This window comes from Alicyclobacillus herbarius DSM 13609 (assembly GCF_000430585.1).
GTDB classification, from domain to species: Bacteria; Bacillota; Bacilli; order Alicyclobacillales; family Alicyclobacillaceae; genus Alicyclobacillus_G; species Alicyclobacillus_G herbarius.
In genome coordinates this window covers 49,712-63,471 of sequence record NZ_AUMH01000009.1, presented here as the reverse complement: position 1 = coordinate 63,471, position 13,760 = coordinate 49,712, and the positions used below count along the sequence as shown (strand labels likewise).

The window sequence follows — 13,760 nt, the reverse complement described above, 5'->3', positions numbered from 1 at the left end:
GAGAGGGGAGAAATCCGAATGGAAGAGCGTGAACGCACGGCGTGCGGGATTTGTGGCAGCGAGTTGGAAGCCAGTGAACAGGAGTCGGCTATCTGCCCGGAATGCCTCGATGCGTGGCAGCGAGAAGTGGAGTGTACGTGGTGAAGCCTACGACCAAACGAGCCCTTTTGAAGCGACGGGGACGCGCCCAAGGCGCCCCCGTTCTCTATCTCACCAAGTCAGCTGGTCGCCTCGCCGACCAATCCTTGGGTCGGGCTGCTGGGTGAAGCCACGGACGACTTACGAATGCGTCCGGCTAGACGCCCCAACCGGCCAGCCTCGACGGCGTATGCCATGGCTTTTGCCATTACGACCGGATCGTCAGCTTTGGCAATCGCCGTGTTGATAAGCACCGCATCTGCGCCCAATTCCATCGCCAGGGCCGCGTCCGACGGTGCACCGATGCCCGCATCCACCACCACGGGCACGCGTCCGTCGACCGCCTCAATCACACGCTGTAAGCGCTCTGGACTTTCCAGCCCTTGCCCGGTCCCAATGGCCGATCCGAACGGCATCACGGTGGCGCAGCCGACTTCGACGAGTCGCCGGGCCACGGTATGGTCGTCCGTGGTATACGGCAGCACGACAAACCCTTCCTTCACCAGCTGTTTGGCCGCTTCTACGGTCGCCACCGGATCTGGCAGCAGGGTGCCATCGTCCGGAATGACCTCTAGTTTCACCCAGTTGGATAGTCCAGCGGCCCGAGCCAGCCGAGCCGTCCGCACCGCTTCGTCCGCGGTGTGGCACCCGGCCGTGTTGGGGAGGAGGAAATAACGGTCGAGATCGATATAATCCAACAGGGACTCTTCGCGCCGGTCGAGGTTGACGCGGCGAACCGCGACGGTGACGATTTCTGCGCCCGAAGCGTCGAGCGCCTCTTTCATTTGGGCAAACGTGCTGTACTTTCCTGTGCCTACCATCAGGCGAGAACGAAAACTGCGCCCGGCAATGGTCAACGGCTGGTCCATGTCGTCAACTCCTTTGTTTATCGTTGAAAATCGGGGCCTGTTGGGGGGATGGCCTGGGGCACTCCTCACCCTCCTTGGACTCTCGGAGGTATCCATCGCATCAACCGCCGCCCACAAAACGGACAATTTCCAGCGTATCCCCGTCGTTCAACACATGCCGCGCGAAGGCATCCGCACTGACAATCTCGCCATTGCACTCAATCGCGACCCGTTCCCGAACGAGGTCGAGGTGTTCCAGCAACTGGGTCACCGTGAATCCATCCGGAACCTGGCGCATCTGGCCGTTGATGGTCAAAGTCATAGACTCGCCTCCTCGGGTTGTATGAGATTGGAACGGCGCAAGACGACGTCTGGCGCAAACGCGGACCAGAGTTCAGGCTGCGGTTGTTCATCGAGGATGGACCGCACGATGCGCGCTGTGACGGGGGACAACAGCACACCGTTGCGGAAATGGCCGACGGCGACAATCACCTGTGGGAGTTCCGACAGCCGGCCAATCAGCGGTTTACCCTGGGCCGATCCCGGCCGCAGTCCGGTCCAGGCCCGTTCAAACACAGCATCCGCCAGACCTGGGGCTGCCTGGGCCAGGCCTTGGAGTAACTTGGTTAGACCGCGCGCGGTGATTTCCCGGTCGAATCCGGCCCCGTGCTCCTCGGTCGCGCCGACGACAATCGTGCCGTCCCGCTTGGGCACCAGGTAGACCGATTCGGTATGGATGGTGTGCGTCAGGGTGGCCTGGCGCGGGCGGATCGCCAACAGCTGGCCCTTCACCGGGTGAATCGGGAAGGACACGCCCAAGGCGGACAAGAATCCATGCGCCCAGGCGCCGGCTGCGAGGACGACCTGTTCGGCGAAGAAGGTTTCCTCTGGCGTACTGACCGCCACTCCGGCAGGCTCTGGTTTTATCGCCGTGACGTAGGCGCCCTCTCGAACCTCCGCGTGTTTACGCGCTGCCTCGCCGACGGCGCGCGCCAACAGCGCCGCGTTGACGTTGCCGTCGTCTGGTAGAAAGACGGCTCCCACGCCCGGCGCCACCAGTGGTTCTCGTTTTACCACGTCGGCAGCCGACCACCACTCGCCGCTGCCGCCGGCCTCCAGCTGCCAGGCTAGCCTCTGGCGCAGGCGATTGGCCGTCTCTTCATCGGCTGCGACCTGAAGAATCCCGTTCTGAACCAGTTGGATGTCGATACCCGTCTCCACCAGCAGTTGTTCGGCAAACTCGGGATACAAACGGCGACTCTCCAGACAGAGTTGGAAGAATGGACCGGAACGGCTCACTTCTAACTGAGCGCCGAGCATCCCGGCGGCCGCGCTTGAGGCCTCGCCGCCCAGGCGTCCGCGCTCCAAAAGCAGGACCGAGCGATGGGACTTTGCGATTTGCCAGGCGCAGCTGGCGCCGATGGCTCCGCCGCCGATGACGATGGTGTCATATACGTTGGCCATGTTCGTCTCCTCCCTCTGGAATGGTGGTCGCGGGCGTTCGATTTAGCAGCGGAAACGGATGCTTGGGTTGGACCGGAGAGCGGGCCATCGCCTGTTTCAATTGTCTTGCAGCCTGGCGCGGATTGGGGTGGCCGATAACCGCGCCAATCACCGCCACACCACTGCAGCCGGTGGCGAGAACCACGTCCACATTGGTGTGATCGATGCCGCCGATGGCAATGACCGGAATCGAAACCGCCTCGACAATGCGGCGCAGTTCGCCGACACCGCGCGGGGGAAGGCCGGGATGGGATTCACTGGCGAAGATGTGGCCAAACGTGATGTAATCTGCGCCGGCCTGGGCGGCGGCGACGGCCGCCTCAAAGCTGTGCACCGAGCAGCCAATCAGCCCCGGCCATTGTGCCCGATCCGCCACGCGACGCGCGACTGCTACGGGCAGCGACTTGGCTGCCAGGTGGACACCGAGGGCGCCTACAGCCATGGCCACGTCGAGGCGGTCATTGACAAAAAGTGCCGCTTGTTGCCCGGCGTCGGCCATGGCCTGGAGGAAGGCGGAGCATTCTTGGTATGACTGTGCGGCCGGGGCTTTCTTTTCCCGCCACTGGATAACATCCGCGCCGCCTTCGACACTCTGCAGGAGGCTTTCGTGCAAGGGCAGGCGGGTGCGCTGGCGGTCGCTGACGACGTGCAAAACCGCGTTCATGTCATCTCGCCTTTCATAGGATTCTGCGATTCCAGATGCTGCAGTGATGTATCGTTGTTCTGGGACAAAGACCCCGGTGTTCTGGAACGGGAATCCCGGGACTTGGTCGCGAAGGAACAGGGTGTAAACGAAAAAAGCCGCACCCAAAAAACGGGGCGGCGGGTTTCCACTTTAAACCCAACAAACGCGACCGGGCATGACTTGCAACCTTTGATTCTCCAGCTTACTTTCTTAATCGGCTCTTCCAGCCTACCATGGGCTGAGGAAGAGCGTCAAGAGCGCCGCTTTGCGTCGATTCGATCCTGAGTTCGCGTCGACACGGCGGTGAATTTGTGTACAATAGCGTCAACGGATGACGTAGGAGTGACGTCTTATGGACTCTCGCTACTCAAGGCAAATATTGTTTCGGCCGATAGGGCCGGCGGGGCAAGAGCGGCTTGGTCGGGCACGGGTGGCGGTGGTCGGAATGGGAGCCTTAGGCACCCAGCTTGCGACGCAGCTGGTGCGGGCGGGGGTCGGGTTTGTACGCCTGATTGACCGGGATGTTGTGGAACCGTCGAATCTGCAGCGTCAGTCGTTATATGACGAAGAAGACGCCCGCCTGGGCGCGGCCAAGGCGGCGGCCGCGCGCGAGAAGCTACAAAGGGCCAACAGCAGCGTGGTTCTGGAGGCGGCTGTCACGGATCTCACTTGGCGCAACGCGGAGAGCCTCTTAGCCGATGTCGACCTCATCTTCGACGGGACGGACAATTTCGAGGTCCGCTACCTCATCAACGACGTCTCGGTCAAGCACCGGATTCCCTGGGTGTATGGAGGGGCGGTGTCCTCTTACGGCACCACCGCGATGTTCCGTCCTGGTGAGACCCCTTGCCTGGAATGCGTGTTCGGAGCGGTCAGTGGGGGTGGACACGACACCTGCGACACGGTGGGCGTAATCGCGCCCGTGGTGAACATCATCGCGTCGCTACAGGTGGCAGAGGCGCTCAAGTACCTGACCGGGAACACCGCCGCTCTGGCACCTGGCCTGACGCATGTTGACGTGTGGACGAATGAGTTTCGCAGCATCGCTTTCCCCCGGCCCAATCCGGACTGCCCTTGCTGCGGGCGGCGCGAATTCCGGTTTCTTACCCCGCGTCCGGACTCCCTAGCCGTCTCCTTATGTGGACGCCGCACGGTTCAGGTGCGCCCGGAGGGGGCCGAGAACGTCCGTATGAATCTCCATCGGCTTGCCGAGCGGTTGGCCGCGCACGGACGGGTTCACCACAATGACCAGTTGCTGCGCTGTGACCTGGGGGAGGTGCAGCTCAGCGTGTTTGCCGACGGGCGGGCGCTCATTCACGGCGTCGAGGACGTGACCACGGCCCGTCGCTTGTACGCCCAGTACATCGGAATGTAGGTTCCCCGAATCTGGCGCCCGGCCTGGCATGTCGGCGTCTGGACGAATGAGTTTCGCGGCATGGCTTTGAGGTTGTCTTGGACGAACCGTTGTCTGGACGCGCACCTTACAGCAGGGGCTGTTCGAGCAAAGGCGCGACTGCGGGGCCGCTGGTGACGTGAATCCAGGGACGCCCGTTCTCCCAGGTGACGGTCACATCGACGCCGAACGCCCGACTTAAAAGGGCCGCTGTCAACACCTCTTGGGTTGGGCCCTGCGCCAAGACGTGTCCCGCATCCATCAAGAGACAGCGGGAGAAGCACGGCAGGATCTCTTCGATGTGGTGCGTTACATAGAGCAGGGTCGGGCCGTCCGGCTGCTGGCCGAGCCAGGCGATGGCCGCCAACACCTGCTCGCGGGTTGGAAGGTCCAGGCCCGTACAGGGTTCATCGAGAATCAACAGCTTCGGCTTGGCCATCCAGGCCCGCGCCAATAGGACCCGCTGCTTTTCGCCCTGGCTGAGCACGCCAAACGGCTTTTCGGCCAGCGACTCGCAGCGGAACTGGCGCAGGAGCGCCAATGCGTCCGCCTCGTCTTGCTCGTTCCATCCTTGCCACAGCCCAATCGACGCGTATCGACCACTGATGACCACTTTCAGGGCCGGATCTATAGCGGAGTCGGAACGCGCGATTTGTTCGGCCATGGCCTGGCTGACCCACCCGATGTGCCGCCGCAGGTCTTGCACCGGGACTTTTCCCAGCCGCTGGCCCAATACCTCAACCTGGCCTTGGGACGGCCAGGTATACGCGTTCAAGATGGAGAGCAGGCTGGTCTTGCCCGATCCGTTGCGTCCCACGACGGCCCAGTGCTCTCCAGGCTGCACGCTCCAGTCAATCTCTTCGAGAATCGCCTTGCCTTGTCGGCGCCAACTGACTCCATGAAGTTCCAAAATGTTCATAGTAAGTTCCACTCCGATGCGGGGTTGTCTTTGTTCGAAAACGGTAGAATTACATGATGTGTTTTATTTTAACAATGATCCTGGGCACGGCAAAGAGGACGCTGAGGAGTCGGCAGCTCAGGCAGGAGGCCGGATGGTGGGGTAGCCTTCGTCTTTGCCCGCGTTTGTGTGAAGACCTGCATCGGAATGTCTCCCTCCGCACCGGGGACACGAGTTGAAACGATTGCGGGGGAGACTCGTGTTCGCTCGCAGGAACACAGCGGCGGGATGATTGACAGACCGCCAGGACCCGTGGCAACCGTTACAGGACGGGGACGGTTTGACGCGTGGGTTGCGTTTGGTCGCGCGAGCGCAAGGGTTGGTCGATGATCCCGCCGCCCAAGCAGACCTCGCCGTCATAAAACACCACCGATTGTCCGGGGGTGATGGCGCGCTGAGGCGCCGAGAACATCACGCACCAGGTGGATACGTCCACCTGTTCCACCTTAACCGGCACATCGGTCTGCCGGTAGCGGAATTTTGCAGTGCAGGAGAAGCGATCCGCCGGCGGGTGTCCAGCTATCCAATGCATGTCGCTGGCCAATAGGCCCACGCTGAACAGGGCGGGGTGGTCGTGGCCTTGTTCGACGTAGAGAATGTTATTCTCAAGGTCTTTGTCCACCACAAACCATGGCTCTCCGCTGCCACGGCCGCCGATGCCAAGGCCTTTGCGCTGGCCAATGGTGTAGTACATGAGACCTTGGTGAGTGCCGACGTGCTCTCCGGATAGGGTTCGCATCTCCCCTGGCTGGGCTGGGAGATAATGACTCAGGAATTGACGGAAGTTCCGTTCCCCAATGAAACAGATGCCGGTGCTGTCCTTCTTTTTCGCGGTTGCCAGTCCAACCTCTGCCGCAATCTCCCGCACGCGGGTCTTCTCCAGTCCACCGATAGGAAACAGGGTCTTGTCGAGGGCTTCTTTGCCGACCATGTAGAGAAAGTACGTCTGGTCTTTGTTGGTGTCGACGGCGCGCAGCAACTGGCTGCCCGCCGGCGTACGGCGGATTTGCGCGTAGTGTCCGGTGGCTAGGTAGTCGGCTCCCAGCTGCAGGGCGGTTGCCAACAGCTCTTTGAACTTAATCTCACGGTTGCAGAGCACGTCTGGATTCGGGGTGCGCCCTTTGCGATACTCCTCGAGAAAATAGGAAAACACCCGGTCCATGTACTCGCGTTCAAAATTCACACTGTAATAGGGAATCCCAATCTGGTCGCAGACGCGCCGGACGTCTTCGAAATCCTCGGCGGCCGTGCAGACCCCGGATTCGTCTGTGTCATCCCAGTTTTTCATAAAGACGCCAATCACGTCGTATCCTTGTTGTTTCAAAAGCCAGGCGGCCACGGATGAGTCCACGCCGCCCGACATGCCAACTACGACGCGGGTCTGGCGTGCGGATTTCACCATCGTTCATCCTTCCTTCAGGAGGTTATTCGGACACGCAATTTGAAAACGTGACCACCGGTCACGATTCGGGTTCATTCAGGTTCAGATCTGTTCCGTCAGTCAAGGAAACAGGTCCAACAGCTCGGTCAGCGCATGAATGATGTAGGTCGCGCCGCGCAGGTCTGCCGCCGACAAGGTGAACGCACACCCAACCGAATCCAGGTTGTGCGCCTTTGCGGCCCGGATGTCGGACGGCCTATCCCCAATCATGACCATGCCGGATCGCCCAAAACGGGCGATATGGGCCGCCAGGGTGTCGGCTTTCGTGCGACCGCGCACCGATTCCAGGCACAGTGGGTGGACAAACAAGTCCCGCAGCCCTTCTGCGTCCAGCAGCCAATCCAGGTGAGCCTGGCCGCAGTTGCTGGCGATAGTCAGGGTGTGCCCTCGTTCTCGGAGGGTTTCCAGGACCTGACGCGCCCCTGGCATCAGCAGGCTCGCTTGTGCCTGGGACTCGGACTGCGTATGTCCAGGTTTTAGGCCGTGATCAGGGTCAAAATGGCGGTAGCGGCGGCTCGAATCCACTAGCGTGCCTTCGAGATCAAACACCAAGGTCTTCATAAGCATCACTCTAACGCAAGTGTGTGCGGGCGTCAAAACGCCCGGGAGACGCGGTTTCACGAGGGGCATGCGGGGCGAACTGGGGCACTTAACTTCGCGGGTTGGCTCCCTGCCGCCAGTTTTTTACCGCGGTCGCCAATTCTCGGTAGATGGCCACCTGCTCTAGCAGGCGCATGCGCACCAAACCGCTCGTGGAGGGGGCGACAAAATCGCGCACACCCGCAATCAGCGACTGCGGCTGAAATCCCCAGGCAACTGCATCTTTCGGCCTTTTTTGCGGAAACTGGCGCAAAAACTGTTGGTAAACGCCTTTACCCACATAGCAGGCGAAGACGGGGCGGTACTCCTCGAGTTTCCGAGCCAGAATGCGCCCGCCCTCGTGGAACTCCTGCGGCTGGATTTCGGCTACGCTCTTGGTCGGACGAATGACAATGTTGGTAAATCCATATCCGTAATCGTGCAAGAGGCGCGGGCTCTCTTCTGGACGATATCGTCTATCTGTGAGTCCGGACAGGTGAAGGACGTGGTAAAACCGGTTGCTGCGCCCCGCATAGTTAAACCCACGCGCCGCCGAGGCGAGTGACGGGTTGAATCCGATAAACAGCACAAGCATATCGGGTGCCAGCAGTTCCAGCGTCGGCATGAGGGTCCCTCCTTGTCCGGGTCTATCCTTATCCGTTTCCGCCCCGCGTGTTTCGTTTGCGGCGTTCAACTTTTGTATTGTTAGACACCGCTGGTCGCTTCGTCAAGGACAGCCTCGCGCGTTTGGACCGGGCACCGAGAGTGGTACAATAGATGCCAGCCGGAGTGGAGAAAGGAGCAGAAATGAGAGATGAAAATAGGCCTTGTGGGACTCGGGAAGATGGGTTACAACCTGGGATTGAACCTGATAGATCACGGTCACCAGTTGGTCGCGTACGACGTATCCCCGGAAGCGACCCAACGCATGGGGGACGCGGGCGCGGAGACGGCGGCGTCGATTCCAGAGGTTCTCGATAAACTGCCTACGCCGCGCATCGTTTGGATTATGGTTCCGCATCAATTTGTCGATAACGTCATTGGTGAACTGAAAACAGGTCTCACAGCTGGCGACATCGTCATTGAGGCTGGAAACTCACATTACAAGGATTCCCTGCGCCGCGCGGAGGACCTCGCCAAGGCTGGGATTCACTTCTTTGACGTCGGTACCTCAGGCGGCATGGAAGGCGCCCGCCACGGGGCGTGCTACATGATTGGTGGCGATCCGGACGTGTTTGCCACGATTGAACCGTTGTTCCGAGACACAGCGGTGGAAGGCGGCTACCTCTACACCGGACGGGCTGGCAGCGGACACTACGCCAAGATGGTGCACAACGGCATTGAGTACGGGATGATGGCCGCCATCGGCGAAGGATTTGAGGTACTGGAGAAAAGCCCGTTTGAGTACAACTACGCGGAGTTGGCGCGGGTGTGGTCACACGGGTCGGTGATTCGCGGCTGGCTTATGGAGTTGACTCAGAGCGCTTTTGAGAAAGACCCGAAACTAGCGTCTATTCGCGGTGTAATGCATTCGTCCGGGGAAGGCAAGTGGACGGTCGAGGAGGCGCTGGATTTGCAGGTGGCGGCGCCGGTGATTGCGCTATCCCTGTTGATGCGCTACCGCTCCTTGTCGGACGATACCTTCACCGGCAAGGTGGTCGCCGCGCTGCGCAACGAGTTTGGTGGACACGCGGTGGAAAAGGCGGACTGACGGTGCAATTGTGAGTTCGGAGGGGTGAATCCGGGATGATTATCGGTTTTGGTTTCGGACCTCCCTTGGTCAGCCTGCTGATGCTGCTGGTCACGGCCGGCTTGAGTTATGGGCTGTACCGGCTCTTCGCCCGGCGTCCTTGGGTTCGAGATCCGGACCAGCGCCGGGAGCAGCTGCGTCAGTATTACCGTGAGCAGCGCGAGCTGGCGCGGCGCTTATCCCGCGAGTTCGACCTTACGGACGAAGAGATTGAGCAGAGAATTGAAGATGAAATCAACCGGCGGTAAGAAACCGCCGGTTGATTTTTTAGCGAACTTATTCGCCATTGAGTGAAATCCCAACCGGTGGCCATGAAGACTTGTTGGGGACCTGGGCCTGGTCGCCACTGGTGACCAGGCCGCCGATAGCCCGGAATGGTGCAGGGCCGGGCGACAGGCTGGGGACCCTCTTTGCAGGCAACCTCTCAGGATGCGTCTTCGAGTAAAACCACCCGCGCAGGCGCCGCATCGATGCCTTCCAGTCGTAGCGGGGCTGCCACCATCAAGTAGCGACCTGGGGCGACGTCGGCAAGGCGCAGTCCCTCTAAGATATGAATTCCTTTTTCCAGAAGAGTCTTATGCGTCTCGTGATTGGGCTGGGCCCGCTCGATACCCAGGCCGTCGATTCCCACCCCGGCTACTCCTTTATCGGCCAATACCTGCGCCGCGTCGGCCGCGACATACACAAATTCGAAGTTGAACTCATCATCAAACGAGTTCTGGGTCTTGAAGAGCAAGAATTCGCCCGGCTGAATGTCACATTTCGCCAGGTCCCCAGCCCGAATGGCCTGGTTGACGTGGGTCAAGTCAACCACCCGGCAGGGACGAACGAGATCGGCAATCGGAATGGACTCAATCGTGGCGCCGCCTTCCACCATGTGTAGAGGCGCGTCAATGTGGGTTCCGGTGTGAGCGTCTAGGTGCAGCCGCGTCTCGTGTGCACTTCCCGTCTGAAAGTCGGAAGTTGTCTCAAACTCGGGCTGCTTCTCCGGTTTATTCTTGTATACCGGCATACCACGGCGTATCGGCATGCTGATGTCGTGAATCCGAAACTTTGCGGCCAGGATTGACACGTTTTCTCCATCCCTTTCACAGAATTTGGAGCGGTGTAGACGACGAAGCGATGGCGTTGCCAACGAGGAATCGGCACGGTAGAGCCGATGAACAAGTGCGAGGGCGGCCCTTGCCGCCCCCGGCTCAATCTGGCTGCTTTATGCGCGGGTTACCGCCTCAACCGTTTGACGATCCGGAATCGCTTTTGGGTTTCCTTCGACCTGATTCGGCATCGGTTCCGGACGGTCTTCCCCATACACCGGCCACCAGGCAAACCCATCCTCTTGCAGCAAGGCGTCTGCGGCCAACGGACCGGAGCTGCCGGCCGCATACGGGTGCAATGGCAATTCGGCATCCGCGGCGAACGCTTGAGCAATCGGATCGACCCATTTCCAAGCCAGGGAGACCTCATCCCAGCGGGTGAAGAATGTGGAGTCACCCCACATGGCATCAAACAAGAGTCGTTCGTACGCCTCCGGCGACGCGTCGGTCTGTTGGCTGAACTCCATTTGAATCGGCACGATGGTCTCGTCGGTACCCGGGCGTTTGGCGTTGAGGTGAAGCGACAGACCTTCGGCTGGGTTGACCCGGATAACCAGGCGATTTGGACCTAAATCGCCAGACCGGTTGAAGTACAGGTTTTTGGGCATGGAGCGGAACTGGATGACGATTTCGGTGGCCTTAACGCTCATCCGTTTCCCTGTACGGATATAAAACGGAACGCCCGCCCAACGGAAGTTATCGATGTACAGACGCGCGGCGACAAACGTCTCGGTCTTCGAGTCTCGTGCTACACCGTGCTCTTCGCGATACGCGGGCACCGCTTTGTCCCCGAGCCAACCGGATTGGTACTGACCGCGCACGACATTGTGCCGTACTTCATTGGCGTTGTAACGGCGCAGGGAGCGCAGAACCTTCACCTTTTCGTCGCGGATGGCCTCCATCTTCAGGCGGCTGGGCGGTTCCATGGCAATCATCATGACCATCTGCAGCATATGGTTCTGAACCATGTCACGCAGAGCGCCGGCTTTCTCGTAGTAGGAGGCGCGGTCCTCGACGCCGACGGTTTCACTCGAGGTGATTTGCACGCTGGCGATGGAACGGTTGTTCCACACCGGTTCAAAGATGGAGTTGGCAAACCGGATAACCTCGATGTTTTGCACCATTTCTTTGCCTAGGTAGTGGTCGATGCGGTAGATCTCCTCTTCGTCGAACGCCTTGCGCAGCTCTTCGTTCAGCGCCTGCGCGGAGGCAAAGTCGTGACCGAACGGTTTTTCGATGATAAGCCTTTTCCACCCGCGGGTATTGGTTAGGCCGGATGCCTGCAGCTGGGTGGCGATGGGGCCAAAAAACTCGGGCGCCATGGCCAGATAGTACATCCGGTTCTGAGCATGCAAGCCATAGCGTGCCTCGACCGCTTCGACGTGCTCTTTCAAGCGGACGAACTGACTCGGTTGACTGACGTCGACCGGGCAGTAGGAGAAGCGGCTGGCAAACGCTTCGAAATCTTTGTCTTCGTCCATGTCATAGCGCGCGTACTGGTGCAGGGAATCAACCAGCAACTGGCGTAGGCCAGCATCATCCATGCGCGAGCGAGCGACACCCACCACCGCATAATTGGCGGGGAGATCATGGTTGCGGTAAAGAGCGTACAAGGCCGGCATCAATTTACGCTTCGCCAGGTCTCCCGTGACACCAAACAGGATGAACACGTGCTCTGGCGTACCGGACTGAGTTTGCGATGAAAGCGAAGGGTTGTTCATCATAGCTCTCCATTCCTTGCAAGATAGGGTGAGGTTGTCCGGAAAGGGGTCAGAACTCCGGGGCTGTCGCCCGGCCTAAACGGTCGCCACTGGCGACCAGGCCCCCCGGCGCATTGCTTCGTCAGCGCCCAAAATGCTCCCTCACGTACCAAAAGACGTACGCTCGGTACGCATTTTGGGCTAGCTTCCTCGCACTGCTTGGGGCTTACCTAACCCCTTTCCGGACATGCACTCTTAGCGGTTGTCCGGAAAGCCGGACGCACATTTTTTACTTTGTGTCTGAAATATATTGTAACCAGTCTCGACGTCCGGCACCAGTTTTTCGCATCCCCGATGATGGAGACACCACCCACGGGTACGTTCATGCGGAGTCAGGTTGTGACATCCTCCACATGGTGTACCACCCAAATGCCACGTGCTCCCTGCTTGACCGGTTGGTAGAGGGTCACGATATAGCGGCACGGTCCGTGTTGAACGCGGACCGTGGCGTGCTGCAATCCAGATCCGGGATCCCGATAGCGCTCCACGAACGTATAGACATCGCTGGGCCGGAAGCCCAGGTGCTGACTCCCGACCATTTGCACCGTGCGTATGGGGTCGAGCCGCCACAGGTTGCGCCCTTGGTCGACACTTTGCTGAATGCGGATATAGTCCTCGCCCGGAATCTCCACATGACCGGTCTTGACTTCGGGGCAGGGCATAAAAATCACTCCTTCAAAGGAATGGTCGGCCCAACCGACCGTTTCAGAGCAGTGTATGTGGGAACCGCGCCAGGGGTTTGCTGCAGCGGGTCTGAAATTCGTAGGAAAATTGGTATGATGGATGCGGAGGAGGCGGTAGTATGGCTTTACATGGCAATGGACGGGTGGCCGTGGTCACGGGCGCCAGTTCGGGGATTGGTGCAGCGAGCGCCCGGGCACTGGCCCAAGCCGGGTTTCGAGTTGCCGTCGGGGCGCGACGCGTGGATCGTTTACATACGTTGGCAAACGAGCTGGCGGAGGTTACAGGGGAGCGTCCCTTTGTGGCGGAATTGGATGTCACCTCCGTCGCCTCGGCGGAGCGCTTTGCTAGGCAGGTGCAGGAACATTTCGGACAGGTGCACGTCTTGCTTAACAACGCGGGACTGGCTCGCGGTAAGACGCCGGTCGCCGAGGCGAAGGACGATGCCGAATGGGAAGAGATGATAAACACCAACGTCCTCGGGCTGCTGCGCATGACGCGCCTGTTTTTGCCGAGCCTCATTGAAAGCGGCGACGGGCACGTCATCAACCTCGGCTCCATCGCCGGGCGCGTCGCGTATGCGGGCGGATCGGCCTATTGCGGCAGCAAGTTTGCCGTCCGAGCGATTACTGAGGCGCTGCGTGAGGAGCTGTTGGGGAAACCCGTACGGGTGACGACAATAGACCCGGGAATGGTCAAAACGGAGTTCAGCCTCGTTCGCTTCCACGGCGACACGGCCAAGGCGGACGCGGTGTACGAAGGCATGACGCCGCTGACGGCGGAAGACATTGCGGACTGCATTGTGTTTGCCGCCACGCGGCCGGCGCATGTGAACATCGACGCGATGGTCATCACCGCCCGCGACCAGTGTGGACCGACGAAGGTCGCGCGCCAGGGATGAGCGAGGATAGCCGGACGGAGCAAGCGGCA

16 protein-coding genes are annotated in these 13,760 nt (G+C 60.1%); 5 read left to right on the top strand and 11 right to left on the bottom strand.

The window, feature by feature from the left end:
• Window positions 1-18: 18 nt before the first annotated feature.
• A complete protein-coding gene (locus H522_RS22325) occupies window positions 19-144 on the top strand; it encodes a hypothetical protein (RefSeq protein ID WP_281173083.1) in 126 nt (41 codons plus the stop codon).
• A 74-nt stretch (window positions 145-218) separates the two neighbouring features.
• Here the strand turns inward: H522_RS22325 and H522_RS0107570 are convergent, their stop codons facing one another.
• From H522_RS0107570 to H522_RS18215, 4 genes are all read right to left on the bottom strand, one after another.
• Window positions 219-1,007, bottom strand: a complete 789-nt coding sequence (locus H522_RS0107570) for a thiazole synthase (protein WP_026961861.1) — start codon at window positions 1,005-1,007, stop codon at window positions 219-221.
• Between the two features lie 100 nt (window positions 1,008-1,107).
• Window positions 1,108-1,308 (bottom strand): sulfur carrier protein ThiS, encoded by a 201-nt coding sequence (thiS, locus tag H522_RS0107565; protein WP_026961860.1) that lies wholly within the window; start codon window positions 1,306-1,308, stop codon window positions 1,108-1,110.
• A complete protein-coding gene (gene thiO / locus H522_RS18220; protein ID WP_051344027.1) occupies window positions 1,305-2,450 on the bottom strand; it encodes a glycine oxidase ThiO in 1,146 nt (381 codons plus the stop codon). The genes thiS and thiO overlap by 4 nt, the downstream gene beginning before the upstream one ends.
• Window positions 2,434-3,153 carry a thiamine phosphate synthase gene (locus H522_RS18215; protein WP_051344048.1) on the bottom strand — a complete coding sequence of 240 codons (720 nt, stop codon included), beginning with the start codon at window positions 3,151-3,153 and terminating at the stop codon, window positions 2,434-2,436. Before H522_RS18215 ends, thiO begins: the two co-directional genes overlap by 17 nt.
• Window positions 3,154-3,526: 373 nt before the next feature.
• On the opposite strand from H522_RS18215, the gene H522_RS0107550 reads away from it, so the two are divergent.
• On the top strand, window positions 3,527-4,549 hold the full coding sequence (locus H522_RS0107550) for a ThiF family adenylyltransferase (protein ID WP_026961859.1): 1,023 nt from the start codon (window positions 3,527-3,529) through the stop codon (window positions 4,547-4,549).
• Window positions 4,550-4,655: 106 nt separating this feature from the next.
• Here H522_RS0107550 and H522_RS18210 read toward each other — a convergent pair whose 3' ends face one another.
• The 4 genes from H522_RS18210 to H522_RS0107530 form a co-directional block, all read right to left on the bottom strand.
• The gene (locus H522_RS18210) at window positions 4,656-5,486 is read right to left on the bottom strand and encodes an ABC transporter ATP-binding protein (protein WP_035453026.1); all 831 of its coding nucleotides are present in this window, start codon (window positions 5,484-5,486) and stop codon (window positions 4,656-4,658) included.
• 301 nt (window positions 5,487-5,787) lie between these two features.
• Window positions 5,788-6,927, bottom strand: coding sequence for a tRNA 2-thiouridine(34) synthase MnmA (gene mnmA / locus H522_RS18205; RefSeq protein WP_051344026.1), 1,140 nt, complete (start codon window positions 6,925-6,927; stop codon window positions 5,788-5,790).
• A gap of 99 nt (window positions 6,928-7,026) precedes the next feature.
• Window positions 7,027-7,527, bottom strand: coding sequence for an HAD family hydrolase (locus tag H522_RS20445; protein ID WP_051344025.1), 501 nt, complete (start codon window positions 7,525-7,527; stop codon window positions 7,027-7,029).
• Window positions 7,528-7,615: 88 nt separating this feature from the next.
• Window positions 7,616-8,170 (bottom strand): mismatch-specific DNA-glycosylase, encoded by a 555-nt coding sequence (locus H522_RS0107530; RefSeq protein ID WP_026961858.1) that lies wholly within the window; start codon window positions 8,168-8,170, stop codon window positions 7,616-7,618.
• 189 nt (window positions 8,171-8,359) lie between these two features.
• On the opposite strand from H522_RS0107530, the gene gnd reads away from it, so the two are divergent.
• Together gnd and H522_RS0107520 are read left to right on the top strand one after the other, a co-directional pair.
• Window positions 8,360-9,256: a phosphogluconate dehydrogenase (NAD(+)-dependent, decarboxylating) gene (gene gnd, locus H522_RS0107525; protein ID WP_026961857.1), complete on the top strand. Its 897-nt coding sequence runs from the start codon at window positions 8,360-8,362 to the stop codon at window positions 9,254-9,256.
• Window positions 9,257-9,291: 35 nt separating this feature from the next.
• Window positions 9,292-9,543: a hypothetical protein gene (locus tag H522_RS0107520; RefSeq protein ID WP_026961856.1), complete on the top strand. Its 252-nt coding sequence runs from the start codon at window positions 9,292-9,294 to the stop codon at window positions 9,541-9,543.
• Between the two features lie 176 nt (window positions 9,544-9,719).
• Here H522_RS0107520 and H522_RS0107515 read toward each other — a convergent pair whose 3' ends face one another.
• The 3 genes from H522_RS0107515 to H522_RS0107505 all read right to left on the bottom strand — a co-directional run bounded on the left by H522_RS0107515 (window position 9,720) and on the right by H522_RS0107505 (window position 12,811).
• On the bottom strand, window positions 9,720-10,325 hold the full coding sequence (locus H522_RS0107515) for a cyclase family protein (protein WP_035453081.1): 606 nt from the start codon (window positions 10,323-10,325) through the stop codon (window positions 9,720-9,722).
• Window positions 10,326-10,505: 180 nt separating this feature from the next.
• Window positions 10,506-12,113, bottom strand: coding sequence for a glucose-6-phosphate dehydrogenase (gene zwf, locus H522_RS18195; RefSeq protein WP_051344024.1), 1,608 nt, complete (start codon window positions 12,111-12,113; stop codon window positions 10,506-10,508).
• A 368-nt stretch (window positions 12,114-12,481) separates the two neighbouring features.
• A complete protein-coding gene (locus H522_RS0107505; RefSeq protein WP_026961854.1) occupies window positions 12,482-12,811 on the bottom strand; it encodes a hypothetical protein in 330 nt (109 codons plus the stop codon).
• 140 nt (window positions 12,812-12,951) lie between these two features.
• On the opposite strand from H522_RS0107505, the gene H522_RS0107500 reads away from it, so the two are divergent.
• Entirely contained in the window at window positions 12,952-13,731 is a 780-nt protein-coding gene (locus H522_RS0107500; protein WP_026961853.1) for an SDR family NAD(P)-dependent oxidoreductase, read from the top strand.
• Window positions 13,732-13,760 lie beyond the last annotated feature (29 nt).

What these genes read in the sequence shown, in the direction of transcription:
- H522_RS22325 (WP_281173083.1), top strand. Translation starts at nt 19, where the DNA reads ATGGAAGAGCGTGAACGCACGGCGTGCGGGATTTGTGGCAGCGAGTTG.
- H522_RS0107570 (WP_026961861.1), bottom strand. Translation starts at nt 1,007, where the DNA reads ATGGACCAGCCGTTGACCATTGCCGGGCGCAGTTTTCGTTCTCGCCTG.
- thiS (WP_026961860.1), bottom strand. Translation starts at nt 1,308, where the DNA reads ATGACTTTGACCATCAACGGCCAGATGCGCCAGGTTCCGGATGGATTC.
- thiO (WP_051344027.1), bottom strand. Translation starts at nt 2,450, where the DNA reads ATGGCCAACGTATATGACACCATCGTCATCGGCGGCGGAGCCATCGGC.
- H522_RS18215 (WP_051344048.1), bottom strand. Translation starts at nt 3,153, where the DNA reads ATGAACGCGGTTTTGCACGTCGTCAGCGACCGCCAGCGCACCCGCCTG.
- H522_RS0107550 (WP_026961859.1), top strand. Translation starts at nt 3,527, where the DNA reads ATGGACTCTCGCTACTCAAGGCAAATATTGTTTCGGCCGATAGGGCCG.
- H522_RS18210 (WP_035453026.1), bottom strand. Translation starts at nt 5,486, where the DNA reads ATGAACATTTTGGAACTTCATGGAGTCAGTTGGCGCCGACAAGGCAAG.
- mnmA (WP_051344026.1), bottom strand. Translation starts at nt 6,927, where the DNA reads ATGGTGAAATCCGCACGCCAGACCCGCGTCGTAGTTGGCATGTCGGGC.
- H522_RS20445 (WP_051344025.1), bottom strand. Translation starts at nt 7,527, where the DNA reads ATGAAGACCTTGGTGTTTGATCTCGAAGGCACGCTAGTGGATTCGAGC.
- H522_RS0107530 (WP_026961858.1), bottom strand. Translation starts at nt 8,170, where the DNA reads ATGCCGACGCTGGAACTGCTGGCACCCGATATGCTTGTGCTGTTTATC.
- gnd (WP_026961857.1), top strand. Translation starts at nt 8,360, where the DNA reads ATGAAAATAGGCCTTGTGGGACTCGGGAAGATGGGTTACAACCTGGGA.
- H522_RS0107520 (WP_026961856.1), top strand. Translation starts at nt 9,292, where the DNA reads ATGATTATCGGTTTTGGTTTCGGACCTCCCTTGGTCAGCCTGCTGATG.
- H522_RS0107515 (WP_035453081.1), bottom strand. Translation starts at nt 10,325, where the DNA reads ATGCCGATACGCCGTGGTATGCCGGTATACAAGAATAAACCGGAGAAG.
- zwf (WP_051344024.1), bottom strand. Translation starts at nt 12,113, where the DNA reads ATGATGAACAACCCTTCGCTTTCATCGCAAACTCAGTCCGGTACGCCA.
- H522_RS0107505 (WP_026961854.1), bottom strand. Translation starts at nt 12,811, where the DNA reads ATGCCCTGCCCCGAAGTCAAGACCGGTCATGTGGAGATTCCGGGCGAG.
- H522_RS0107500 (WP_026961853.1), top strand. Translation starts at nt 12,952, where the DNA reads ATGGCTTTACATGGCAATGGACGGGTGGCCGTGGTCACGGGCGCCAGT.